Origin of the sequence: Shouchella clausii, from assembly GCF_002250115.1 — a bacterium.
Taxonomy (GTDB): domain Bacteria; phylum Bacillota; class Bacilli; order Bacillales; family Bacillaceae_D; genus Shouchella; species Shouchella clausii.
In genome coordinates this window covers 1,977,568-2,001,853 of record NZ_CP019985.1, presented here as the reverse complement: position 1 = coordinate 2,001,853, position 24,286 = coordinate 1,977,568, and the positions used below count along the sequence as shown (strand labels likewise).

Here is a 24,286-nt window from a genome sequence, read left to right as displayed (position 1 = left end):
GTAATTTACCTGACTGTCCGTTCAGCTTTATTTCAATCCACGCACTCACAAGGAGTGCGACTGAGGGGCAGCTAAAGACAAGGGGTAAGGTAGAATTTCAATCCACGCACTCACAAGGAGTGCGACGAGCGTAATTTACCTGACTGTCCGTTCAGCTTTATTTCAATCCACGCACTCACAAGGAGTGCGACGCGCCTCAAGTTCGATGACGTCCCCTTCCTCCGCATTTCAATCCACGCACTCACAAGGAGTGCGACGATGGACACCACCTAACATTGCAAATAAGCAAGAATTTCAATCCACGCACTCACAAGGAGTGCGACCCACAAGCACTCAATAAAAACAAACTTGTAAAGAATTTCAATCCACGCACTCACAAGGAGTGCGACGGAGGCGGAAAGGTTTAGTGATTGGGTAGCTGGTATTTCAATCCACGCACTCACAAGGAGTGCGACGGCCCTCCCGGCACTTCATGTATAGGCGTCGGCATTTCAATCCACGCACTCACAAGGAGTGCGACGCTGAGACGATCAACGGAACGGCCTCCGATTTTTATTTCAATCCACGCACTCACAAGGAGTGCGACCGGAGGGCGCGAGCTGCGGCCGGCCAAGCGCGCGATTTCAATCCACGCACTCACAAGGAGTGCGACATGGATTTCGCATGACTTTTTTTATCCATTTCCATTTCAATCCACGCACTCACAAGGAGTGCGACGTTAACAAATACGTTATACTGAGTCTTCATATAATTTCAATCCACGCACTCACAAGGAGTGCGACTTGGCGTGGGTGAGAATCCCTTAAATCGAAACGATTTCAATCCACGCACTCACAAGGAGTGCGACGCGCAAAGAAAAACGCTTTATAAAAGGCAAGGAGGCATTTCAATCCACGCACTCACAAGGAGTGCGACCATTTTGCGGGCTGTGCGCTCCGTTTCCTGATCATTTCAATCCACGCACTCACAAGGAGTGCGACGAGTGCGGCGACTCGTTAAACGACATTAACATGATATTTCAATCCACGCACTCACAAGGAGTGCGACACCATCGCGACGCTTTGTGAGTTCTTCGATTGCAATTTCAATCCACGCACTCACAAGGAGTGCGACCTCTAAGATGTCCGATAATGAACACCCTTTCCCGATTTCAATCCACGCACTCACAAGGAGTGCGACGTAGTTGTTGGATATACTGACATAATTCTGAATATTTCAATCCACGCACTCACAAGGAGTGCGACCCGATGTATAGCGCGCGAATTAATGTGTCTACATATTTCAATCCACGCACTCACAAGGAGTGCGACAGCGCTAGTGGCGCAGGCGGGCGCTTTTTTGTCGATTTCAATCCACGCACTCACAAGGAGTGCGACAAGCGCCATTGGCGTGATAAAGGAGCGAGTATAGTATTTCAATCCACGCACTCACAAGGAGTGCGACCGGAGACGACAGGCGCTAAGACTGCCGAAATGAGTATTTCAATCCACGCACTCACAAGGAGTGCGACATGTAATAAGTGCGGTAAGAGCGCGGACATTAACATTTCAATCCACGCACTCACAAGGAGTGCGACAGCGAAATTCCCCTATTTATTGGAAACTAATTGATGAATCATAGAGAAAAGCCGCTCTTTTCCTATATCATACCATGGGATATGAACAACATTTTAACACTTTTCCACACATTAACCCATATTTAAGTGCTTTTTTGGTGCGGGTGATCTAGGGATTTTATGTGCGCTTGGGGTTCGCACCAAAATAGTAGTTGTTTGATATTGAAGTAAACTGAAAACATCCATGGGTTACCTCAACATTTTTTACCGAACCACAGTTTTAGCTAGTAGATGACCGAAAGCCACGATTGGAATAATCGTCAATCCGTATGGGATACTGGCAATAAGATCATTAATCTGAATATTATATTCCATCGCTAACCGGTAAAACAAATAAAGAGAATACGGAAGTGTTACGATAATGGCGGTAATGACGCCTGGTGTATACATTTTCAGTAGCAGTGCTTGACCTGCATGCGTAAACACATGCAAAAAAAAGATGACGTTATAACCGAGGAACCAGGTAAACATTTGCTGCTCTGCCGCTAAATAGGTAACAGGGATAAATATAATAAACTCAATAAATACGGCAAAAGCAAATTGCGAACTAGTTATTCCGTTAAATATACGAAATATTGGTTTATAAAAAGAAGGGATCGTTTGATAGACCGATTCGTAGCGTTTTTTTGCCCATCCTTCGACAAAGATAATTTCCTCAAAATCATGAATCATAAAAAACGCCAAAAATAACCAGATGAGTGATGGAATCGAGACCGATTGATTCAATGCTTCGATCACAGGAACGACCCCTTTCTTACCAGAGCATGTGCCCCCACAATATTAATGTTCAAACAGACTGGTTCGATACGCGGGCAAGTTCGCTGCCTTTTCTAGCTCGTTTAGGAGATTCTCCATACTCGTTTGCTTAAAAGAAGCAAGATATACCGCCAACGGGGCTTCCCCTTCTTCTTCTGAACCAGAAAGTTCAAACACGATTAGCACATCATCTTTCACAAAGATTTTCCACGTATTAAGCTCGGAACCTTCTTCTATCTCATCTTCGCGGTCGTCTAAACGCATCCAGTCGCGATAGTCGAACAAGTCCCACGTGCTTTCATCGAAAATCGCCCAATACGGCAGCCGATCTTCAACACCCAATTGAATTAGCGCTTTGCCAGCGAGAAAACGGCTTAGTGACTGATTCTCTAACTGCCAGTCGGCGAAACTCCAAGCGCATAAATAAACTGGCGGGTCTTCCCTTTCCAAATCGTCCAACCGGATCCCACAATAGATCACAGATTCTTCTACTTGGTAGAAAACCAAAAATGCTTTGTCTGTCGTAAAAAAAGTGCTATCAGGAATAAACAACTTCTTCAACTGCAGCGGTTCGTATTGATTGTTGCACCCTTGGGTGATGTGTGGAGACCGTCCCAACGCTTTGTAGTAATTCCGTAGCACCAGCGGCAAGGAAAAACCAAGCTCTCGTTCCTTCGCCTCGATCTCACTCTCTGGAATCCCATGATGCGCCTCGTGCTGGTCTCCCAATAGACGAAGGAGGTTTTCGATGCTCGCTTTCATGATTGTACGCCTTCCTTTCTGTTAATTGTAGACTGCCTTAGCTTCATAACAATATAATTCTACTAAGAACTATTTTACTTCTTACCGTTGCGGCTAAGCAGCCCGCGCAAAAGCTTCAAGACGGACTGAATGTCGGAGTCTGTTAGCAAATAATAAGTACTTACGGTCCAAGTCTCTCTGTTCTTCAAGTGAAAAATCAGTTGAGGAAACTGCGGAAATAGCCATTTTTGAAAGGACGGGCCACTGTAGCTGATGTTTTCAATGTCCACCCACGCTACTGTTTTTTTACCGTCCGAAATCGATTTTTGGTCGTAAGTGAGTAATTGCGTGTTTGATTTCAATGCCCGTGGCAAGCAAACCACTAAATATCCACCAAAAAACGGAATCCCTATGATAGCGGATGTAATACAAAAAAATGTACGAATCCATGTAGTATCCATAAAAAAAGCGCCGTACAGCAAAAACAGACAAACTAGCACAAACACTAAACTGCCTAGCGCTTTCCCCCACGCCACGGATTTCCGATAAGAGATTGCGTTCATTTATCTAGTGCCTTTCTAATATGGTTTCATATTGATGGTGACTCCATTATACAAGAATGAATGGTGATTTTTTTGCCTTTTAAGACAAACAAAAAAGGATCGGGACGTTTAAGCATAGTGTAGAGGAAGAAGATTGCCCTAAAAAAGAAGAGGAAAACAAGGAGGCGAATAAGCGATAGGCTCGTCTAGAATGTTTCTATCATTTCAGCCATTGCTTTATGAGCGGCCGGTTTCAAGACATAGCCGACCCACTGTTATTATTTCCCCACCTGTTCCATTTTCCACTCACTGAATTTCCTCACAATAATATCAACCACAATGTAAAACGGCAAAAAGCTAGAGTTCTCGACTTTGTTATACAAACAAAAAGGAGTGCTGTTTACATAAATATTAAACATCGCATTTTGGGCGAGTAAATTATTTCTTAATGTGGTCAGGCTCACACATTTTATCTTTCTTGTTTTAATCGCGTGAATAATTTCATCGAGGTTTTCTGATTCGCCGGATAAAGAAATAATAAACAAAAGATCGTCTTCGCCCATTTCCCCGAGTCCATTTGTAAAATCCCGTTCACTTCGTATGACTTGAGATTTCTTGTGCAGCGTCCATAACTGCCGCTGGACATCATTCGCCAAATCTAGCTGTGCAGCCCCTGTTCCGTAAATATAGATATATGGGGCGCGGTCAATCAGTTGGTTTAATTGGCAAAAGTCTAGTTGTTCCATGTACTTCCTCGTCTGGTGGATATCCTGGTCAAGCAGTTCCATTAAATCTTGGCTCGTACCTTCCGTAAAATTGTTCAATTTAATATAAGATTTTAAGTCGCTGTAGCCGTCTAAACCAATTTTTTTCGTGAGACGGTGGATGGAAGAGATGGAAGTGTGGGCATAAGCAGCGAGATCCTGAATTTTCATCGTCTTCATCTCATCAATATGGTCATAAATCGTCTTAATAATATGCAAGTCATTCTCGCTTAGTGATTCAAAGTGTTTATTGACTAACTTGTCTAGAATCATGTGCTCACCTTCTATGAAAATATTTTCCTTCTGTGAAAATATAATCTAATGGTACAACTTGATTTCTAAATGCGTCAAACCTATTGGGTTTTGAAAGCGCTGCCTTTACAGTTAAATTGTAGATCATGCAAAGGAGTTTTGCTTATGAACGCAATCAAGCGGTTTGGCAGCGCGATGATTGTCCCTGTTCTCTTATTCGCATTTTTTGGCATTGTCGTCGGCCTGGCAACTTTATTTAAAAACCCGGCGATTATGGGGGACATCGCTGCAGAAGGGACGATGTGGTACAAGGTTTGGTCACTGATTGAAAGTGGGGGATGGACCATTTTTAATCATATGGAGCTGGCGTTTGTTATCGGCTTGCCCATTTCACTAGCAAAGAAAGCGCAAGCACGTGCCACACTTGCAGCATTGATGGTTTACCTTGTTTTCAATAATTTTATCAATGCGATTTTGACACTTTGGCCGTCCACTTTCGGCGTCGACCTATCACAAGGTGTCGAGAACATAACAGGTGTTAAAGAAATTGCCGGTATCCCTACATTGGATACAAATATCATTGGCGCCATTATCATATCTGCAATTGTGATTTGGATCCATAATCGTTTTTATGATCAAAAGCTTCCTGAAATGCTTGGCATTTTCCAGGGTCTCGTCTTTGTGGTGATCATTGGCTTTTTTGTAATGATTCCTTTCGCTTTTCTCGTTGCTTTTGTATGGCCGTATGTCCAGCAAGGCATTGGTTCCCTCCAAGGGTTCATCTCACAAGCTGGTTATGTTGGTGTCTGGCTGTTTCACTTCTTGGAAAGGGTTTTAATTCCAACGGGGCTGCATCATTTTATTTACACTCCTTTTGAATTTGGTCCAGCTGCTGTAAATGAAGGGTTAAAACCATATTGGATTGCCAATTTAAATGATTTTGCTACTTCAACTGCAGCGTTAAAAGATCTTTATCCATATGGGTTTTTACTCCATGGAAATATTAAAATGTTCGGCTGTTTTGGGATCGCACTCGCCATGTATTTTTCCACACCGAAAGAAAACCGGAAAAAAGTGCTTGCCCTTGTATTGCCAGCAACATTAACAGCGATATTTGCGGGAATTACAGAACCGCTTGAATTTACATTTCTATTTATCGCGCCTTATTTATTTGTGATCCATGCTCTTCTTGGCGCGACTATGGTGACGCTGATGAACATGTTTGGCGTCGTCGGCATGATGGGCGGCGGATTAATTGAAATAGCCGCGTTAAACTGGATTCCACTCGCTTCTAACCACGGAGGCATTTATATCGTCCAAGCCATGATTGGGCTTATATTTGCAGCACTGTACTTTGTCCTGTTCAGATGGATGATTGTTAAATTTGATATTCCATTACCAGGGCGAAAAAAGGAAGAGGAGGCTAGGCTATACACAAAACAAGATTATCAGAAGGCTAAAAAAGGGAGTAACTCTGAAAAACAAGCTGCCGCAATTTACGAGTCTGAGTATGAAGAGAAGGCGGTCTATTACTTAGAAGGCCTTGGCGGCAAAGAAAACATCAAAGATGTGACAAACTGCGCAACGCGTCTGCGGGTTACAGTGATTGATCCTAGTTTGGTCAAAGACAGCGACTACTTCACAAACAATAAAATGGCTCATGGGTTGGCTAAAAGCGGCCAAAGCGTACAAATTATTGTTGGCTTGAGTGTACCTCAAGTGAGAGATTCCTTTGAAGCAAAACTTTAAATATAGAGGAGAGGGAGAGAGTTATTATGAAAACATTTAACATTACCATCGCTGGAGGCGGAAGCACATTTACACCAGGGATTATTTTGATGCTGCTCGACTATTTAGATGAGTTCCCCATCGATACGATTAAACTTTACGACAATGATGGCGATAGGCAAAAAACGATTGCCGATGCGTGCGCGATTTTATTAAAAGAACGTGCTCCAGAAATACGTTTACTAGCAAGCACAAATCCAGAAGAAGCATTTACAAATATCGATTTTGTCATGGCCCATATCCGTGTCGGCAAATACGCCATGCGTGAACTAGATGAGAAAATTCCATTGAAACATGGCGTTGTCGGACAGGAAACATGTGGACCTGGCGGAATCGCTTATGGGATGCGTTCGATTCCAGGCGTATTGGAACTAATCGATTATATGGAAACATATTCACCCGAAGCCTGGATGCTGAACTACTCAAACCCAGCAGCAATTGTCGCAGAAGCAACACGTAAACTAAGACCCCATTCTAAAGTGTTGAACATTTGTGATATGCCGATTGGCATTGAAGAACTAATCGCCAAAAACTTAGGATTCGCCTCACGCAAAGAAATGGAAGTCGACTATTATGGCTTGAATCACTTTGGCTGGTGGACAGATATTCGAGATAAAAACGGAAACAGCTTAATGCCTGACGTGGTAAAACATGTGAGCCAACATGGTTATGCGACAGACGGAACATCCGAACTCGAACAGCAAGAAAGCTGGAATAGCACACTAAAAAAAGCAAGAGAGGTACAAGCACTCGATCCAAAAACGGTGCCAAACACATATCTAAAATATTACTTATACCCAGACTACGAAGTGGCGCATTCAAATAAAGAATACACACGGGCCAACGAAGTCATGGAGGGTCGCGAAAAATTTGTTTTCGGTGAATGTCAAGCTATTATCGACAAAGGCACGGCAAAAGAAACAAAGCTAGTCATTGACGAGCACGCTTCCTACATCGTTGATTTAGCAAAAGCCATTGCCTTTAACACAAAAGAACGGATGTTAATGATTGTCGAAAACAATGGCGCCATCCCGAACTTTGACCCAACAGCAATGGTAGAAATCCCGTGCATCGTCGGCAGCAACGGCCCAGAAAAACTAGTTGTCGGAGAAATCCCTAGATTCCAAAAGAGCCTCATGGAGCAACAAGTTGGCGTCGAAAAATTAGTAGTAGAAGCGTTTGAAGAAGGTTCCTACCAAAAACTATGGCAAGCCATCACATTATCAAAAACCGTGCCAAGTGCAAAAGTAGCAAAAGATATACTAGACGACTTAATCGAGGCGAATAAAGCATTTTGGCCAGCGTTAAAATAGGCAACAAAGACGAAAATAAGCAATATGGGCGTAGGTGCGCTCATATTGCTTATTTGGTTTTCTGTACCTTTATTAGTTGTTATCGCAAGCGAACGTCGATTCATGTGGATGTTAATTGGCGCACTTATAAGATGGGGGAAACACAGCCACACCGTGCAAGGATCTTAAGCCCACATTTTCCACGCACTCACATAGAGTGCGACTTTCAGCGCATCATGATGGATTATGTTAAAAACGGATTTCAATCCACGCACTCACGAAGAGTGCGACCGGACATCCTGAAAATTTTCTGGCAGGACTATATGATTTCAATCCACGCACTCACGTAGAGTGCGACTCAGGCCAAGACGTTCGGTTTCATCCCTACTGTAATTTCAATCCACGCACTCACGTAGAGTGCGACCTTCGCGGGGCAAGGCAAGCTAACGAATAGCGGCATTTCAATCCACGCACTCACGTAGAGTGCGACGACCTAGAAAAGGCGGAAACACTACTGCTTCCATTATTTCAATCCATGGATAGGTTACACTTAGTTGGACAAATGCTCTAAGGTCTACTAGACTAGATGGAATCATCCAATGAAGGGATCGGGATATCATGACTGAAGCCAAACGTCCACGAAGAAGGTTCACAGCCGAATTTAAGAAACAGCTTGTGCAACTGTATGCGTCCGGAAAGATATTTTAAAGCAAGCGGCGCTGATCATGGGACGAAAATAGACGTGATCCGTCAAAATCGCGGGATCTACCCAGTGGCTGCCATGTGTGCGATTTTGAACATCCCCCGTAGCACGTTTTATTATGAAGCCAAGCAACGGGATCACGAAGAAGAGGAAGAACAGCTGACCGCATTGATCAGCGACCTTTTTCGTCAGAGCCGAGGCATCTATGGCCAGCGCAAAATCAAAAAAGAACTTACTAAACAAGGGTGGACGGTTTCACGCCGCCGCATTGGCCGGATCATGAAGGCACAAGGACTTGTATCCACGTACACGGTGGCCCAATTTAAACCAACGAAATTCGTGTGCAACGAATCGGAAATAGGGAATACCCTTGACCGGAAGTTCCAACAAGAAAAAGCGCTAACCGTAGTCGTCAGCGACCTAACGTATGTGCGGGTCGGTGCAAACTGGCATTATATTTGTATCATCATTGATCTATACAACCGTGAAATCATCGGTTACAGTTCTGGTCCAAACAAGAATAAGGAGCTCGTGGGACAAGCCATCGCTAAAATTCCCTATCCCTTACAGAAGATCGCTCTGTTTCATACCGATCGTGGTAGAGAGTTTATCAATCAGAAGATGGACCAGACACTAGCGACCTTTGGAATCGCCCGTTCGCTCAGCAACAAAGGCACGCCGTATGACAACGCCGTCGCAGAAGCCACCTTTAAAGCGATTAAAATTGAGTTTGTATCGAGAAGGGTTTTCCCTAACCAACACGAACTTGACCTTGCTTTATTTGATTATGTTCATTGGTTCAACCATATACGCCTCCATGGTTCACTCGACTATCAATCACCCGTCGATTACAAAGCCTTACACCTTTAAAAATTTGTCCAGTTTTGTGTTGACATTCCACCACGCACTCACGTAGAGTGCGACAAAGGTTCTTCAATGAATGTAATGCTGTATTCAATATTTCAATCCACGCACTCACGTAGAGTGCGACTCCACATAAAGGACAAAAGTGAGCTACCTTTTTAATTTCAATCCACGCACTCACGTAGAGTGCGACTACATCATAGGCGATTCATTGCCGAATAAATCCTCATTTCAATCCACGCACTCACGAAGAGTGCGACGATTTGCGGGCGGCGGGTTATACGGCAAATGTCCCATTTCAATCCACGCACTCACGAAGAGTGCGACAGCGAAAGTCCCCTATTTGCTGGAAATAAAACCACAGATAAAATAGGAAAGTCGCGCTTTCCCTTCATTATATCAAGGAACATAAACCACATTTTCACATTTTCATACTCATTTACTCATATTCAGACTCTTTTTCGGTGCGGGTGATCTAGTGATTTTATGTGCGCTTGGGGTTCGCACCGTCTGATTTAAGCTTTTGTCTTCGACGGCGTTAATGTTCAATGGCAAACTTCTTTAGGTTGACCAAATTAAACCGTTGCTCCCACCTATCCTTCTAATCCCACCACATTTTAATACCACGAACACCAAAAAAGAAACTCCAAAACCCAATGTTTGGAGTTCTTGTTCGTCTCATTTTTAAAGGTAGTCCCTCTTCAAACACCAATGCTAAATCCTTTTATTCGAAAATACCCCTCCCCTCATCAGCTCAATATCGCCCCTTGGTTCACCAGCGTGTCTTGCAAGTGCGTCACATCAATTTCTCGTGGGAGGCACTTTTCTTTTGTGGCGATGGCTGCGGCAGCTCCGGCGGCTTCTCCAATTGCGAGGCAAATGGCTTGGACGCGGAAGGAGCCTAATGCTTCGTGCGTCGCTGAGATGCAGCGGCCGGCGACGAGCAAGTTGTTTAGCCCTTGTGGCAGGAGGGCGCGGTACGGGATGTCATAATGGGTGCCTTTTGGCAGTTTGTAAATTTCCGTCGTTGACGAGTCTGGCGAGTGAATGTCAATCATGTAACAGGATTGAGCAATGCAGTCGTCGAATTGCTTTAATTCGACAATGTCTTCTTGTGTGATGACGTAGTCGCCGATGACACGTCTTGTTTCCCGAATCCCGACTTGCGGGGCTGTTTGAAGGAGCTCTGCTCGCTTGAACCCTGGCACGTATTCTTTCAGAAAAGCGATTCCATCTAGCACTTGTTCTCGCCCGATCACTTCCGCATCCGTCAAGTCTTGTGGGTCGAGGGCGTTTTTGCCTTGAATGCGTCCAAAGTTAATGCCTACGACATTATCCACCCACGGGACTGTGAAGATCGCAGCGATATGGTCTCGGTTCACTTTTGTTAAGAAACCGTCGCGCTTCGCCTGTTCGATTTCATCTGCGAAACCGGTTGCGTTTACGTACCTATACCCGTCTTCTGTTTTCCAATAGCCACGTCGCCCTTCTTGGTCGAGCTTTTCGCCAAGTGCTTCTGTATCGACGTTGCCAAGTACATACATGAGCGAGGAAGGCTGCGTGCCTCCGTCTTTGTCTCTGCCGATTTTGCAGAGCGCACCGGCTCGTTCAGCGACATCTCCATCTCCCGTCGCATCAATGACGTGCGTCGCAAGCAAAGCTTCTCTGCCTGCTTTGCTTTCAATAATGATCGCTTCAATCGTGCCTGCTTTTGTAATCGTATCGACAACGGTTGTGTGGCAAAGGAGCTCGACACCTGCTTCTGCCAATAATTCAAACGCGAGAATCTTATATTGTTCGGCATTAAACGGCTCCCAGCCTTTGCGATCGGTCATGATCAGCCCGCCTCTGTCATGGAGCTTTTGGCGAATCTCTTGAAAGATACCCCCGGTAATAAAGCGCTCCTTATCATGATAACCGTAGGCAAAAGAAGTCACCATTCCAGCTGTCCCCATCCCTCCGAGAAAGCCGTGTGCTTCGAGGAGAATCGTTTTGGCGCCGTTTCGGGCGGCGCTTAAGGCAGCTCCAATCCCTGCTGGTCCCCCTCCACAAACGACTACATCGGCTTCCGCGCGTACACGTATCTGTTTTTCTATTTCCGTTACTTGTCTCATCTGTTTATTCCTCCGACTCATACGTTTTATTCCTTTGATCCAGACATTGCTAGGCTCTCAATAAACTGCTTCTGCGCAAAGAAGAAGACTGTTAGAACTGGCAGTGTTGCTAGGACAGACGCGCTCATCAATGAACTCCAATCGGTTCCAGCCTCGTCGGTAAAGAGAGACAGAGCTAGCGGCAACGTCATTAATTCTCTTGAATTGATGAAAATTAAAGGTTCGAGAAACTCGTTCCAATTCGTTAAAAAGGTAAAAATCGTCACCGTCGCAAGTGCCGGCTTTGATAGCGGCAACATTATTTGCACAAAGATGCGGAAACGGGAGCAGCCGTCAATTCGGGCGGCATCTTCAAGTTCAGCTGGAACTTGCTTAAAAAACTGCCTCATCACGAAGATGCCAAACGCTCCGCCTGCGCCAAAAATGGGGATGATCATTAAAGGCAAATGAGTATCAATCCAGCCGAGTTCCCTCATAAAAAGAAAAAGCGGGATGATCGTTACTTCGCCAGGAATCATCATCACACTTAGGAAAGCGAGAAAAACGACATTTCGCCCTTTAAATGGAATCCGGGCGAAGGCGTACCCTGCAAGCGACGCGAGCAATACCGTTCCGATTGTCACTGCAGCCCCGATGTAAATACTGTTAAACATTTGCCTAAGAAAGTGGGTGCTACTAAGAACATTGAGATAGCTATCCCACTGAATGGGGTTTGGGATAAAGGTTGGCGGCAACGCGAAAATTTGGTTAGGGTCTTTTAAAGACGTCGTGACCATCCAAATAAACGGCAACAGCATAATCGCTGAAATGATCGTTAATAAACCATAACGAACGACTGTAGAAACGGAGTTAATCTTCATTGTAGACCCACCTTTTTCGAAGCCACCATTGAATCAAAGTGAATGCAAAAATGACAAAGAATAAAATAAACGCTGCCGCAGAAGCGTAACCCATATCAAATAACCGAAATGCTTTTTCCCAAATATAATAGACAATCACTTTTGTGCTGCTCTCTGGACCACCTTTTGTCATCACAAAGATTTGCGCAAAGATCTTCATCGCTCCAATAATCGTAATAATCGTCGCTAAAAAGACGGTAGGCGAAATGATTGGAAGCGTGATGTTTTTAAATTGACGCCAGCTTCCAGCACCATCGATTCGCGCCGCTTCGTATAAGTTTTTCGGCACCATTTGCAAGGCGGCTAAAAACAGCACCATGTTTAGCCCGACGTTTTTCAAGACACTAGTTAAAATCACAACGGGCATCGCTAAATTTTTGTTATACAAGTAGGCTTGTGGTTCAATGCCAAACCAAGCAAGAATCGAGTTAATGAAACCAAAGTCAGTCGCAAACATATAGCGCCAGACAATTGCCCAGACGACAAGCGTTGTGACCACTGGCACAAAAACAATCGTGCGGAATAGGCCCATTCCTGGTAATGGATGTCGTAAAAGCAAGGCTAGTCCTAGGGCGAGAATAATATTGAATGGTACTAAGCCTGCGGTAAACAGAACTGTATTTTTCATCACTTTTTGAAATTCAGGGTCTTGCACGATTGCTTGATAATTGGCCGTTCCGATAAATTCCGACTGGCCGAGTAAGGGCCAGTCGGTGAAGCTCATATAGAAAGCGAAGCCAATGGGAATAAACATAAAGATCGTAAATCCGAGTAACATCGGGCTTATAAAAAGCCAACCTGCTAGCTCATCCCGTTTAAACATCGGTTTTCGAGGCCTTTTCTTTTTTTGTCTCCATTCTGCCTGAACATCTGCATTCATGTCTTATCCACCCCGCCGCTCATTCTTGCACCAATGGATTGATGCTTGCTTCCATTTGCTCAAGAATGTCAGCTGGTTCTGCCGTTTGGCCGAATAAATGATCAAAGCCTTGGAGGATGTGGTTGTCGATGTTTTGCCATTCTGGATGAATCGGTAACACACGTGATTCTTCGCTTAAGTTTAAAATCGTTGACTCCATGCTCTCTCTTGGCGGATTGCCTGGTTGTTCAATAAAGGCATCTGATTCAAGCACCGATACCCGTGGTGGCGCGAAGTACGTCGAGGTCGCTTCCATCCCTGTTTCGCTCGCAAAGTAGCGAATTAGATCAAGTGCTTCTTCAGGGTGCTCCGTCCCTTCAAACATGACATAGCCTGCTTGGCCGAGAATAGGCGACCTCCCTTGCGAGCCGAGAGGAACAGGGGCGATATCCCATTCAAAATCTTCGATACCCCGAGCGGTTGAAACATAGCTATAAACATCAAAAAACATACCGACGTTCCCAGCTTCAAATGCGACTTGATCCCCTGCACGGGGATGTGAGCGGTCCTCGAACATCATGCGATCAAGCATTTCTAACGTCGAGATCCCGGCCTCGCTATTCCAGGTAAACTCAGTCGTGTCTTCGTTAAAGAGGTCGCCCCCTTCTGCTCGCGTATGTGCTAAAAGATTCTCCCATGTTTCCCAAGCTCTAAAGAAGTTCGCCCCATAGACGCCTTCCTCTTCGGCAATCACAGCTGCTGCTTCTTCAAAAGCTTCCCATGTCCACTCGCCTCGGCTTTCCAATTCTTGTGGCGTTTCTAGTCCATTTTTTTCAAATAAGGTTTTATTGTAGAAAATAATATGTGGTGGGCTTGAAAACGGCACGCCGTAAAGAGCGTCTCCCACTTCATATTGCGTAATTGTCCCTGGCAAAATGTCCTCAAAGTGAAACGACTCATCTTCACGGAGTGCAGATAAATCAGCGAGTATGTTGTTTTCAATGAATTGAGGCACCATTCGCTCAGCCGCCCATCCGATATCCGGTAGTTCTTGCCCCGCTGCAAGCACCGTCATGTTTTGCTGATAGTCAGGAAAAGGCGTCGTTTGGATTGTTACATGTATATTTGGATGATCGACGTAATACGCTTCTAGTAATTCTTCATAAACGGCAATGTGGTTTTCGTTGCCCCAAGTTGAGAACGTCAATTCAATTTGTTCGTCTCCATTTGCATCCGTTGATCCACCAGACGATGAACACCCTGCCACAACGAGCAACAGTCCCGCACTTATGCTCCATCTCTTCACTTTAAATTCCCCCCTTTTTGTTCTACTTGTAGTTTAAATAAAGCGCTTACAGTTTAAGAGGGTGTTCGTTTTCGATTTGGTATCCTTTTCTCAGGTTTTCGGTAATCTAACGGTCACCTTTGTCCCTCGTCCCAGTTCACTGTCAATCATGAGCTGTGCCTGTTCCCCTAAAAGCAAGAGAAGTCGTTCTGATATATTTCCAAGGGCAACTTGATTCCCTGTACCACGTTCAGGTTCTTCTTTCATTCGTTCAATTGTTTCTTGCTTCATTCCTTGGCCACTGTCCCGGACTTCAATGTACGAATAGGCGTCATCTTGCCAGCCTTTTATGGAAATTTCCCCACGCCATTCCCCATGCTGATGCCCGTGTTCAATTGCATTTTCAATTAACGGTTGCAAAATTAGTTTTGGAATGGAAAGGGAGCGCATCGCTTCTGGGACAGCAATCGAAAAAGTCACTTTCCCTTCTAATCGTTTCTGTTGGATTGTGATATACGACTCAACGAAAGCCAACTCTTCTCTGAGCGGAACAAAGCGTGTTTTTTGATCAATGCTGTAGCGGATCAGGCGCCCGAGTGAGGCGACCATATCGGAAAGCTCGTACGCTTGTTTTGTAATCGCCATCATATTAATATGTTCCAATGTATTGTAAATAAAGTGCGGGTTCATTTGTGTTTGGAGTGCTTTAATTTCTGCATCTTTTTCTCTAATCTCCGTTTGGTATACTTTCGCAATTAGTTCATTAATTTGCTTCATCATATGGTTAAACCCGATTGCCAATTGCCCCAGCTCATCCTTCGTGTTTCGATTCATTCGATGATGAAACTCGCCTTTTTCTGCTAGCGCCATGACTTGACGAAGCTCAAAAATCGGCTTTGTTAAGGAACGTTCCGCTACAAGCGCAAGCATAATCACCACTGCAGAGACAGCCAGCATCAGCCCGATTGTAAACAAGCGCAACGATTGTGACGCCCCGACAATATGATGCTCAGGCAAGAAGACGACCGTTTGCACGTCTCCACTTGAATCGTTTCGAATAACAGGCAAGTAATCCACGCCATCTACCGTGATACTCTCACGCTCAGCCAGCTGCCAAACGTCCTCTCCTTTCGCTTTTAAGAGGGGGTAAATCGCTTTCCCTGTTTCGTAAATCGGTTCCCCATTTCTATCAATCATCGTAATCGATGCATCTTCCGATAAATCTACATCTTCTAGAAGGGATTCAATGAAGCTTAATTCAATATCGACTTTAATCATGCCAAGGGGACGAAAGCCATCAGGATCGCGGAGCAAACGCCCAACAGAAAAAACAGACTTTTCTGCCCCTAGTATGTAGGACGGAGAGTGCGTTGGCAGTAATAGAGACGCGCCATTCCCTGCTTCAATTGCCTCTTGCCAATCAGACGCCCCTTCGGCTAAACGATGCACCGTTCGAGGTGAGCCAAGGTCACTAAACAAACTTCCGTCTCTCGTAATGATATGAATACCAGAAAGCTCTTGCCGATTATAAGAGAGCGTCGATAAAAACGAGCTCATTCGTTCGAACTCTTCAGTCTGGGGATAATAGGAATGATGGACATCGGACCGGTTTTTAAGAATCGCTAAAATATCTCTGTCATATAACGGCAACAGCGACAAACGGTGCATCTCATCAATATAGGCATTCACGTTTTGGTTCACTTGACCAATCACTTGAACCGTATAATGGTACGTTTGGTCTTCAAGCGTTTTTGAAAAGTACGCATATGTGATCATCCCTAAAAGATTTAACGGTACTAAAACAATCGATAAAAACAGCAAAATAATCTTTGGCCGTAACGACACCTTAAGTCCCCTCCACTCCGCTACAATAAGGCTCCTTGCCTATACTGGGTAGGTGTACAGCGTTTCTCTTTTTTAAATAGTTTCATAAAGTGCTTTTCACTTTGATAGCCCGACATTCTCGCAACCTCATACACACGGAGGTTTGTTTGATGGAGCAACGTTTCAGCCCGTTCCAATCGTTTTTGCGTGACATAGGTTGAAAAATTTTGACCGGTTTCATTTTTAAACCATTGACTGAAATAAGTAGGATGCAAATGAACGAGCTTCGCTACAGCCTGAAGGGTAATATCTTGATCAATATGCGTTTTAATATACGAATCCACTTGTTGAATTAAATGGTTTTCATGATCCTCTTGTTCTGGCTCAACGAGACCTCTCTTTATCTCGTCAAAAGCAAGCACCACTTCGGTCCGGTCAATGGGCTTCAATAAATAACGACTCACACCATGTTGGATGGCCTGTTGAGCATACGTAAACTCTTCATGCCCGCTAACAATTACTATTTTTACATGGGGATAGTAGCTCCGCGCTTCTCGAATAAGCGATAAGCCATCACACTTTGGCATCCGAATATCCGTTAATAAAACATCAGGACAATCATGGGCAAGCAACTCCAGCGCCCGCTCGCCATTATCGGCTTCGCCAATAACGGTAAAATCAGTGACAAGCTGATCGACAATCGTCACCAACCCTTTTCGGATCATCTTTTCATCTTCCGCAATGACAACTTTGTACATTTCTGCTCCCCCTTTAAAGAAAAGAACCTTCATTTAACAGAAGGTCCCTCCATTCTTTATCGCGCTGTATTCGTCTGCATCCGCAGTGCATCCACTCTCAAGGCCGCACTTCCTTGTGAGTCAGCTCCCACCTTCACTAAATTTTGCCCAGCTTGGGAAACCGATGTCGAACGAAACAAAAATTCATCATTTCGATAAACGTCGTACGTTGTTTGTCCCGTGGACACCAATTTATAACGCGCTCGCTCCGTTGGGTCAATCTCAACCGCGACGGTAGGTTGGAGAAGCCGATCTTGAATAAACCCTTGCTTACCGTCATATGTGATAAATAGAGACTTCTGTCGGTTGCCTTCTCTAATGCTAATTTCATTGCCCTGACTCGGCGCAAAGACCGACAGCTCCGCCTCTAATGTATAAAACGAATTTGGCAAGTAAAACCCCTCATACGTCAAGTAATGGTAAGCGCCTCCACTTCTGCGGTTTTCAATAATGTCAACGAACCCAGCACCTTGCTCAATCGTTCCTTGCGCAGCGCTCCCTTTGGCAATCTGCCACCGCCTTGTGTAATCGTCAAAGCGTTCATCAATGACATTCCACACCTCCCCGTGGCGCACCTCTATCGAAATCGCTTCAGTCGTGATGACTTTTCCTTGATAAGACACTTCTGCTCGTACTTCTGCGATTCCTTCTCCACCAGAATAAAGGCGCTGACCGTCCACCCTCACAACAGACGAATCACTTGAAAACAGGGAAAACGATAGCTCATTTTCCGCAATCGTTGTTCCATCGTATCGACGAGCAAGAACCTCAAAATCAATTTCGCTATTGGTTGAAACAACTCGACTTGGCAATCGCAAAGAGGCTGACGCCATTTCCACTCGTTCATCACCAATAATCGCCCGAGCAAGGGCAATTTTCGTTGATCCACGTTGCCCAGCTTCATACACCATGTATAGCTCATCTTCCGAATAAATATAGGAGCGCGACGCCGCACGTCCGTTTTCAGGAGCAACAGCTGACGGCTGATAATAAGGCCCTAAATGAATTTCCTGGTCAAAATTCTCGCCAACATCTACCACATACTGATTTCCTGATCCCCCATGCACCGTAACATAATGGTGGCCATTGTAAGGAAAGTAGTAAGCTCCTGACAAATTCCCTCCTTGCCCAGGCTGCGGGGAAATGAGCGGTTCTTGTTGCGCCTCCCACTCCCGCCCATCAGCTGACCAAGCTAAATAGATCCGCCGCGTCCCATTATGGTTCCCCATTAACAGCATCACATAGCGATTGTCCTTTCCATCAAGCTCATGCTCAAATACACGCGCATAAGAAGCCTCGCTAATCCCTGTAAAATCAGACGTGTCAATCACGACCTGTTCATAATCAAAATGAATGCCATCTTCAGAAGAAGCAAGACGAGTCACTGAGTTTTCCCCATGAAAATACAAAAACAACTTGCCCTCCTCCTCATTCCAAATCGGATGAGCAGAGGCCACATGTGAAACATTGTAGTACGGCTGCCAGTTTCTTGAGATCACCGGGTTCGAAGCGTATTCCGTCCAAGGCCCAGTTACCGAATCCGCATACGCAAGCGCAATCCCTCCTGGAGCATCGTGGGGACCATAATACATGTAATACGTTCCAAGAGGATTCTCAAAATAATCAGCAGCCCGAATAACCGTCGGAAAATCAACTTCTCCCGTTGGATTATACCGCATCTCACTCGGCTCAATCAGCGTTTTTTCAAAATGAAACAACGGCAACTCATGAGCCTCCACACGATCATCGCCCAAAACCAGACCGGCCAACAATAAAATTACCGAAATAGTAAGCGCTTTCAACGGAAATTTCATTTAACTCCTCCTCTCATATGTCTACTCATTATAGCGTCAAGCAAGGGTGTAGATGTTCCTGTTGGATTAAGATCTGGTGGTGTTTTTTTAAGGGGTTATCCCTACTTGGGTTGTCCCTTGGAGTTGCTATAACTTGATCCGTTTAAAAAACAATTAAACGGAAATAAGAAAAATTAGATGATGGTAGTCCTAGATGAAAGTGAAATTGTCATAATATAGGAGGATTGAGTTATGAGCGCTAAATCAAAGAACTCTATTGAAATGCAATTGTTGAACGGTTTTGTCATTCTAGTCGGTTTACTGCTTATCTTTTCAGTGGGTCATAATTTATATGTCGGGGAGTTTAACTGGACATTGCTAATATTTTTAGCAGCTATTTTTGCTTGGGTCGTATTTTGGAGAGGTTTTCGAAAAAAGAGAAATGAGTAATACTTACTATGAGATGTCAACGCAAATATAAAGCAAACCCAAGGTCGTGTTGGTTAGGGAAAAACCTTTTCCGACACAAACTTGATTTTAATCACTTTAAAGACGCTTCTGCGACTGTATTATCAAACGTGTGCCTTTACCGCTTAGCGCATGCCGATTCTAAAGGTCGGTAATGCCCAGCCATCATACAATTTGATGACCTCGTACGCCTTCAGTGCCACATTAAAAAGCCTTCTCCCGATAGACATCGAGAAAAAGCTATTCAATCCTCATTTCACAGGGAGTTTTTGACCTCCCTCATACTATCCTAATCGCGTGATTTAATATGCAGGAAGAACAAGCACGAGCTTCTTTATTTCGAAAAGAGTAAAATCAGTTTTTTAATGATAAATATTTGTGTACAATCGCTTCCGCGAGACAAGTGGATGAATCCACAAGAGAAATATCGCCTGAACTTTTATCTGTAACAACGTTTAAATCTGTACATGCAATAATAGCCGTATCAGTCGTATCAGCTAATTGTAAATAGAGTTCATCCCATAATTCGAGAGACTCACTGATCTGACCTTGTTTAATTTTTTCAATGATTTGATTGATACACGTTTGCCAATCATCTTGATGCAAAAATTCATACCCCTCTTTGGCTAAGGCCTCTTGGAATATACCAGATTGAACGGTAGGGGTGGTAGCTAAAAGAGCCACCTTCTTTGAATGTTTCGGTACTCTCTTTATTGTTTCCTCGACCATGTTTAACAAAGGAATGGAAAGTGAATTTTTCACCTGGTTAAAATAGACATGCGCCGTATTACATGGGATTGCTATAAAATCAACACCTGTTTTCTCGAGCCTCTTAGCCCCATTAATTATAGCCATTTCCATATCCTTATAATTAAGCGGCTTATCAATATAGAAAGGCGTCGGGCATGAATAAATCATCATGTGTGGAAAATCAATATCATTAACTGCACCATATATTTTTTGGCATTGATCTACAGTCTAATCTACAAATGGGCCAGTCGATTTCGGTCCCATTCCTGCTAATATTCCAATCATCGTTTCCTCCTAATTAACATGTTGCTTTATTAGTCTATTGTACGTTATTTCACTAGGGTAGGATTATGGGCAATTTACGTACTCGAATGCAATTGTCTACAATAGATCAATTTTAATCCACGCACATGCAAGGAGTGCGAGAACCGGATAATAATAGAAAAAAGTCACTCTTTCCCTCATCATATCATGGAACACAAACAACATTTCCTTCACTTTATCCGTTTCCTTCCAGAAAACCGCCGCATTTATAATAGGGTTTTCTTTTCCTAAGAAAAAGGGTATACTGATCATAAGAAATGAGTAAAGTAAAAAGACTGAAGGTGCTGGTACACCTTCAGTCAAACAATAGCACGGTTCCCTGCAAGGGGGATCGGCGATTGGACGAATAATCCACCTGAGCCACTAACTCAAGGGTGGATTATTTTTTGTGGTTGTGAAATGACAGCAATGCAACGATCAGTAGCCCGAACGTCAACATAAGGGAAATTCCTTCAAATACTGTCATACAGCAACACCCCCTTTCGCGGGAGTGTGCCGACCACCCTTGAGTAACCGTTATGCTATTGTTCTTCAATTATAGCATGTTCCCTTGTTGTTAACATAGACTATCTTTCAGAAATAGGCCTCCGTTGATCAAATGGTAGGACGAACTGTCAGCCATCGTTGCCATTTTATCCTCGTCAAGTTTTGCTAAAACTGCGGGCGAAGTAATGTACCTTTTTTTAAATCAACAGGCAAAAGTGATATACCATTCTAAAAACTGTAGCCTCGGTATCTGTGCCGAGGCCTTTCTTACTTTTTATAGGCTTTACTGGAATACAATTACTGTCGGATCGTTGCGTAATGGCTGTTTAGTTACAGGCATTTTTTTAATAAAACAGGACTTACATTTTATCAATCTAAATATATTTTTAATCCACGCAACCACAAGGAGTGCGACCCACAACTGCCAGCTTGGGCGCTGCCTACATTGATTTCAATCCACGCACTCACAAGGAGTGCGACAGCGAAATCCCCCTATTTATTGGAAGTGAAACAATAAATAATAGGGAAAATCCGCTGCTTTCCTTTATAATATCATGGGAAACCAACAACATTTCAACACTTTTACACATATTATTTCATATTTTAGCTCTTTTTTGATGCGGGTGATCTAGGGATTTTATGTGCGCTTGGGGTTCGCACCATGATGCTCAAACAAGATTTCTCATTTATCCAAACACAACATCAAGTTGACCATAGCCGAAGGTAACATTTCTACCAATATGTAGACAACTTGCGGCATATAACCATGGAGCAAAGTGATACATGTCTCCCTCAAACGTCATCGCACCAAGCAAACCACCAAAATCCATTTTCTTTTTTCTTCTATTCGAGTATCGGCTTATTTCACTCCAGTACAAGCCAGAAGAAGTCGTTTGTACCAAGCTCGCCGTCTCACATGCAGAGAATATCATATCAGAATCGACGTATCCGCCATATCGACTCGTTAACGCCTCCACTCTCCTTGTAATGCTTCGAATAATTGTCGGAAAATCGATTTCTCTTAGTTGTTCTCCGCCTCGGCGTATACGTAGCGGGGTTAATAAATGAACAGAGCATTTGGAAATTCCTCTTTGTTCCCAAGTTGCAAGCATGTTAGTGGCGGCTGGTTCCTTATTGAGTATGCTAGAATGCCAAATCGGCTCCAGTCTATCGGCCTGCATAATATCCATTAGTTCAAACTTTTTTCTTTCAGCTCCGATCTCAAATTGTTCGGCGTTGACTAATGCCTCGACTACACTTTTCGTATAACTTACTGCCTTGCCCAGCAGAATGAACTTAAAACAGAGCATATCTCCTTTATTGTAAACCTCTTGATATCTGGGTGGTTCCAAAATATAAGGGTTTACAATATCCTGCTTTCCGCCTCCATATCTGCGGTTTTCAAAAATATATTGATAGGCTTCATTATCTGTTGATAATATCCATCCCATAACCCCATGCAATGTAGAGCCAAGGTAACGTGGCAATCGCACGGATTCGCAACATTGTAACCGGATAAGCAAGGGCATATACGATAGTGAGAATAAATCTGAATTATTCACTGCTCCGCTCCAACGTTACTTGAACTAGGCCATGCGGCAACCTATTCATCTTATCCAAATAAATGGCACTTTTATAGCCATCCCTGCCGGATATTACAGAAAGCATGAGTCCTTTGTACCCGCCAAGTATTAACAGATAACTATTACTGTTGTCAGCCTTCGGTTCATCCAGGATCGCTTGAACGTTATTCCGCAGTTCATTCAAAATGAATCGATCTTCTCCTTTTATCTCCTGCTCCCATATCTCTTTTATTTTTTGAATCAACTGCTTCAGCTTGGTCCTTGTAGCTTGATCTGCCTCCCGGAAATAATGCTCTGGTTTGTATTCGGACCTTGATGCATCATAAAAAAGTTCCCCGGCATATTCTGAGTTCGCTCTAAGCACCTCAACAGCAACGTTAGGAAAGAACTCATCAATTTCAGTTGGTGCATCCTCTTCAGATAGGTTCTGTACCTTTTGCAGATGATATAGTTGTATATCCTCGTTCTTCACTCTAATGTCATCTATCGTCAATGAAGGTTTTCCTTCTTCTGCTCCAATACGTGTCAAAGCACCTTTAATAGAGGAGCCCGGAATATAATATTGTGTCTCAGCAGGCGCGTATCGGGGATACGTCCCGTACTGATAGAATGGATAAATGATGTTAACTCTATCCTTCTTCACATGCTCGGAAGCCCGCTTATCCAAATCTTCCAGTGCGAAATCGCCTGCCGCTTTATAGAAACCTTGGTGATCTCTCGGAGACAGAACCAATGTTGAATAAGTTTTCATTCGATAATGATATTTACGAGGTGACTGGCGCGTCATACTGCTTCCTCCTATCGAGTCGGATTGGAAGTAGAAAAGCATTCCCAAACACGATATCCCTTGGTTTATCCTTATTGTTAAATGGTGATAGGATCGAGCCGCCAGCTTTTTTCCGACCTTCCGTCACCAAAATAATGCTGCCTGCTTCAATAAAGCTGATAAACTGACCGGAGAGCTCCTTACCCCATCCTCCTGCAGAATGATAAGGGCGCCTTTCCGAAGTAAAAAGCTTTAGTGACGATTCTTCGAAATCAATTGCTTGCGGTAAAAGCATCCCTAGATTTAAATAGGTATTCGTCCGCCCACCTGAATCCCCAAATTCATGTGCCTGGACGGATTCTACTACAAATGTATTGAATCCTTGCGATGCTCTTGGCCCCAGGAAAAAACGTCTTTTACTCTCTTTAGCATGTTGTAGAGCATCTAACAACTCAGCACTCTTGTCACATCTATCAGCGCATAAATAGAACGAAAATTTAGTAACGATCTCCTTTCTTCCTTCCTTTAATACTTCGACGACGTTGACTTCTGGTACTGAGTACACATTGGGATCCAGTCCTGGTATGTCATATCTGAGACTGTCAATCGCCGCGTGAATCTGCTGAGAGGACTCTATGCACGCAAAGGGATACAGGTGGTCTGCATGGTTCGGATTGTCCATTGCCTTATAGATCTCCGCCAACTTCATGAAGGAGCGATCCTTTATTGCTTTGTAGATTTTTTTGTCCTTCTTGCTATCAGACCGATCAGACGGCTGTCCAGACGATGGATCCAGCAAGTAAGTTTGGGGTGTAGGAAAATAATCGCGAGGCAGCATATTGGACAAGGAGAAGTAGAGTTCCCCTTCCCTAATTTTAGAAACCAACAACGTTGCCCGCTCCGAAGAAAACTGCTCCGCATACATATAAATTAAAGCGCCAAATATTTTCTGAGAATCTGGTAACTGCGTAAGCCGTCCCGTTAGCGACATCTCTACTTTATAGGTCACAGTTTCAGTCAA

At 43.9% G+C, this 24,286-nt stretch carries 18 protein-coding genes, 2 pseudogenes and 1 CRISPR repeat array (1 of these 21 cut by a window edge); of the genes and pseudogenes, 4 read left to right on the top strand and 16 right to left on the bottom strand.

All coding sequences use genetic code 11. The features are described 5' to 3' along the window. A CRISPR array of direct repeats spans nucleotides 1-1,576; the repeat unit is 32 nt; unit sequence ATTTCAATCCACGCACTCACAAGGAGTGCGAC; it reaches 302 nt to the left of the window's first position. Between the two features lie 243 nt (nucleotides 1,577-1,819). From BC8716_RS09605 to BC8716_RS09590, 4 genes are all read right to left on the bottom strand, one after another. Beyond that, entirely contained in the window at nucleotides 1,820-2,353 is a 534-nt protein-coding gene (locus BC8716_RS09605) for an HXXEE domain-containing protein (RefSeq protein ID WP_094425186.1), read from the bottom strand. Nucleotides 2,354-2,395: 42 nt separating this feature from the next. Beyond that, nucleotides 2,396-3,133, bottom strand: a complete 738-nt coding sequence (locus BC8716_RS09600; RefSeq protein ID WP_094425184.1) for an SMI1/KNR4 family protein — start codon at nucleotides 3,131-3,133, stop codon at nucleotides 2,396-2,398. A gap of 74 nt (nucleotides 3,134-3,207) precedes the next feature. After that, entirely contained in the window at nucleotides 3,208-3,675 is a 468-nt protein-coding gene (locus BC8716_RS09595; protein ID WP_094425182.1) for a DUF5381 family protein, read from the bottom strand. Nucleotides 3,676-3,932: 257 nt separating this feature from the next. Beyond that, entirely contained in the window at nucleotides 3,933-4,691 is a 759-nt protein-coding gene (locus BC8716_RS09590) for a MurR/RpiR family transcriptional regulator (RefSeq protein ID WP_094425180.1), read from the bottom strand. 144 nt (nucleotides 4,692-4,835) lie between these two features. Here BC8716_RS09590 and BC8716_RS09585 point away from each other — a divergent pair, with 144 nt between their 5' ends. The 3 genes and pseudogenes from BC8716_RS09585 to BC8716_RS09575 form a co-directional block, all read left to right on the top strand. Beyond that, nucleotides 4,836-6,419 carry an alpha-glucoside-specific PTS transporter subunit IIBC gene (locus tag BC8716_RS09585; RefSeq protein WP_094425178.1) on the top strand — a complete coding sequence of 528 codons (1,584 nt, stop codon included), beginning with the start codon at nucleotides 4,836-4,838 and terminating at the stop codon, nucleotides 6,417-6,419. Nucleotides 6,420-6,445: 26 nt separating this feature from the next. Continuing rightward, nucleotides 6,446-7,771, top strand: a complete 1,326-nt coding sequence (locus BC8716_RS09580; RefSeq protein WP_094425176.1) for a 6-phospho-alpha-glucosidase — start codon at nucleotides 6,446-6,448, stop codon at nucleotides 7,769-7,771. A gap of 685 nt (nucleotides 7,772-8,456) precedes the next feature. Next, nucleotides 8,457-9,323 (top strand): annotated as a pseudogene (locus BC8716_RS09575) (IS3 family transposase); the annotation flags it as partial. 743 nt (nucleotides 9,324-10,066) lie between these two features. On the opposite strand, the gene BC8716_RS09570 reads toward BC8716_RS09575, so the two are convergent. From BC8716_RS09570 to BC8716_RS09540, 7 genes are all read right to left on the bottom strand, one after another. Then, nucleotides 10,067-11,431 (bottom strand): FAD-dependent oxidoreductase, encoded by a 1,365-nt coding sequence (locus BC8716_RS09570; RefSeq protein ID WP_157730388.1) that lies wholly within the window; start codon nucleotides 11,429-11,431, stop codon nucleotides 10,067-10,069. 26 nt (nucleotides 11,432-11,457) lie between these two features. Continuing rightward, nucleotides 11,458-12,291 carry a carbohydrate ABC transporter permease gene (locus tag BC8716_RS09565; RefSeq protein WP_094425172.1) on the bottom strand — a complete coding sequence of 278 codons (834 nt, stop codon included), beginning with the start codon at nucleotides 12,289-12,291 and terminating at the stop codon, nucleotides 11,458-11,460. Further along, complete coding sequence (locus BC8716_RS09560; RefSeq protein WP_094425170.1) at nucleotides 12,281-13,210, bottom strand: carbohydrate ABC transporter permease; 930 nt, start codon at nucleotides 13,208-13,210, stop codon at nucleotides 12,281-12,283. The genes BC8716_RS09565 and BC8716_RS09560 overlap by 11 nt, the downstream gene beginning before the upstream one ends. A 19-nt stretch (nucleotides 13,211-13,229) precedes the next feature. Next, on the bottom strand, nucleotides 13,230-14,495 hold the full coding sequence (locus BC8716_RS09555) for an ABC transporter substrate-binding protein (RefSeq protein WP_094425168.1): 1,266 nt from the start codon (nucleotides 14,493-14,495) through the stop codon (nucleotides 13,230-13,232). A gap of 90 nt (nucleotides 14,496-14,585) precedes the next feature. Continuing rightward, nucleotides 14,586-16,319, bottom strand: a complete 1,734-nt coding sequence (locus BC8716_RS09550) for a cache domain-containing sensor histidine kinase (protein ID WP_094425166.1) — start codon at nucleotides 16,317-16,319, stop codon at nucleotides 14,586-14,588. A 20-nt stretch (nucleotides 16,320-16,339) separates the two neighbouring features. After that, complete coding sequence (locus tag BC8716_RS09545; protein WP_094425164.1) at nucleotides 16,340-17,056, bottom strand: response regulator transcription factor; 717 nt, start codon at nucleotides 17,054-17,056, stop codon at nucleotides 16,340-16,342. A gap of 56 nt (nucleotides 17,057-17,112) precedes the next feature. Then, nucleotides 17,113-18,909, bottom strand: coding sequence for a glycoside hydrolase family protein (locus BC8716_RS09540; protein WP_094425162.1), 1,797 nt, complete (start codon nucleotides 18,907-18,909; stop codon nucleotides 17,113-17,115). 231 nt (nucleotides 18,910-19,140) lie between these two features. On the opposite strand from BC8716_RS09540, the gene BC8716_RS09535 reads away from it, so the two are divergent. Next, the gene (locus BC8716_RS09535; RefSeq protein ID WP_094425160.1) at nucleotides 19,141-19,338 is read left to right on the top strand and encodes a hypothetical protein; all 198 of its coding nucleotides are present in this window, start codon (nucleotides 19,141-19,143) and stop codon (nucleotides 19,336-19,338) included. Nucleotides 19,339-19,710: 372 nt separating this feature from the next. Here the strand turns inward: BC8716_RS09535 and BC8716_RS09530 are convergent. The 5 genes and pseudogenes from BC8716_RS09530 to BC8716_RS09510 form a co-directional block, all read right to left on the bottom strand. After that, nucleotides 19,711-20,391: pseudogene (locus BC8716_RS09530) on the bottom strand (aspartate/glutamate racemase family protein). A gap of 418 nt (nucleotides 20,392-20,809) precedes the next feature. Next, nucleotides 20,810-20,896 (bottom strand): putative holin-like toxin, encoded by an 87-nt coding sequence (locus BC8716_RS23005; protein WP_220557514.1) that lies wholly within the window; start codon nucleotides 20,894-20,896, stop codon nucleotides 20,810-20,812. Between the two features lie 706 nt (nucleotides 20,897-21,602). Beyond that, nucleotides 21,603-22,478, bottom strand: coding sequence for a CRISPR system precrRNA processing endoribonuclease RAMP protein Cas6 (gene cas6, locus BC8716_RS09520; protein WP_094425156.1), 876 nt, complete (start codon nucleotides 22,476-22,478; stop codon nucleotides 21,603-21,605). After that, complete coding sequence (locus tag BC8716_RS09515; protein ID WP_094425154.1) at nucleotides 22,471-23,286, bottom strand: hypothetical protein; 816 nt, start codon at nucleotides 23,284-23,286, stop codon at nucleotides 22,471-22,473. Before BC8716_RS09515 ends, cas6 begins: the two co-directional genes overlap by 8 nt. Continuing rightward, complete coding sequence (locus BC8716_RS09510; RefSeq protein ID WP_094425152.1) at nucleotides 23,264-24,286, bottom strand: hypothetical protein; 1,023 nt, start codon at nucleotides 24,284-24,286, stop codon at nucleotides 23,264-23,266. Before BC8716_RS09510 ends, BC8716_RS09515 begins: the two co-directional genes overlap by 23 nt.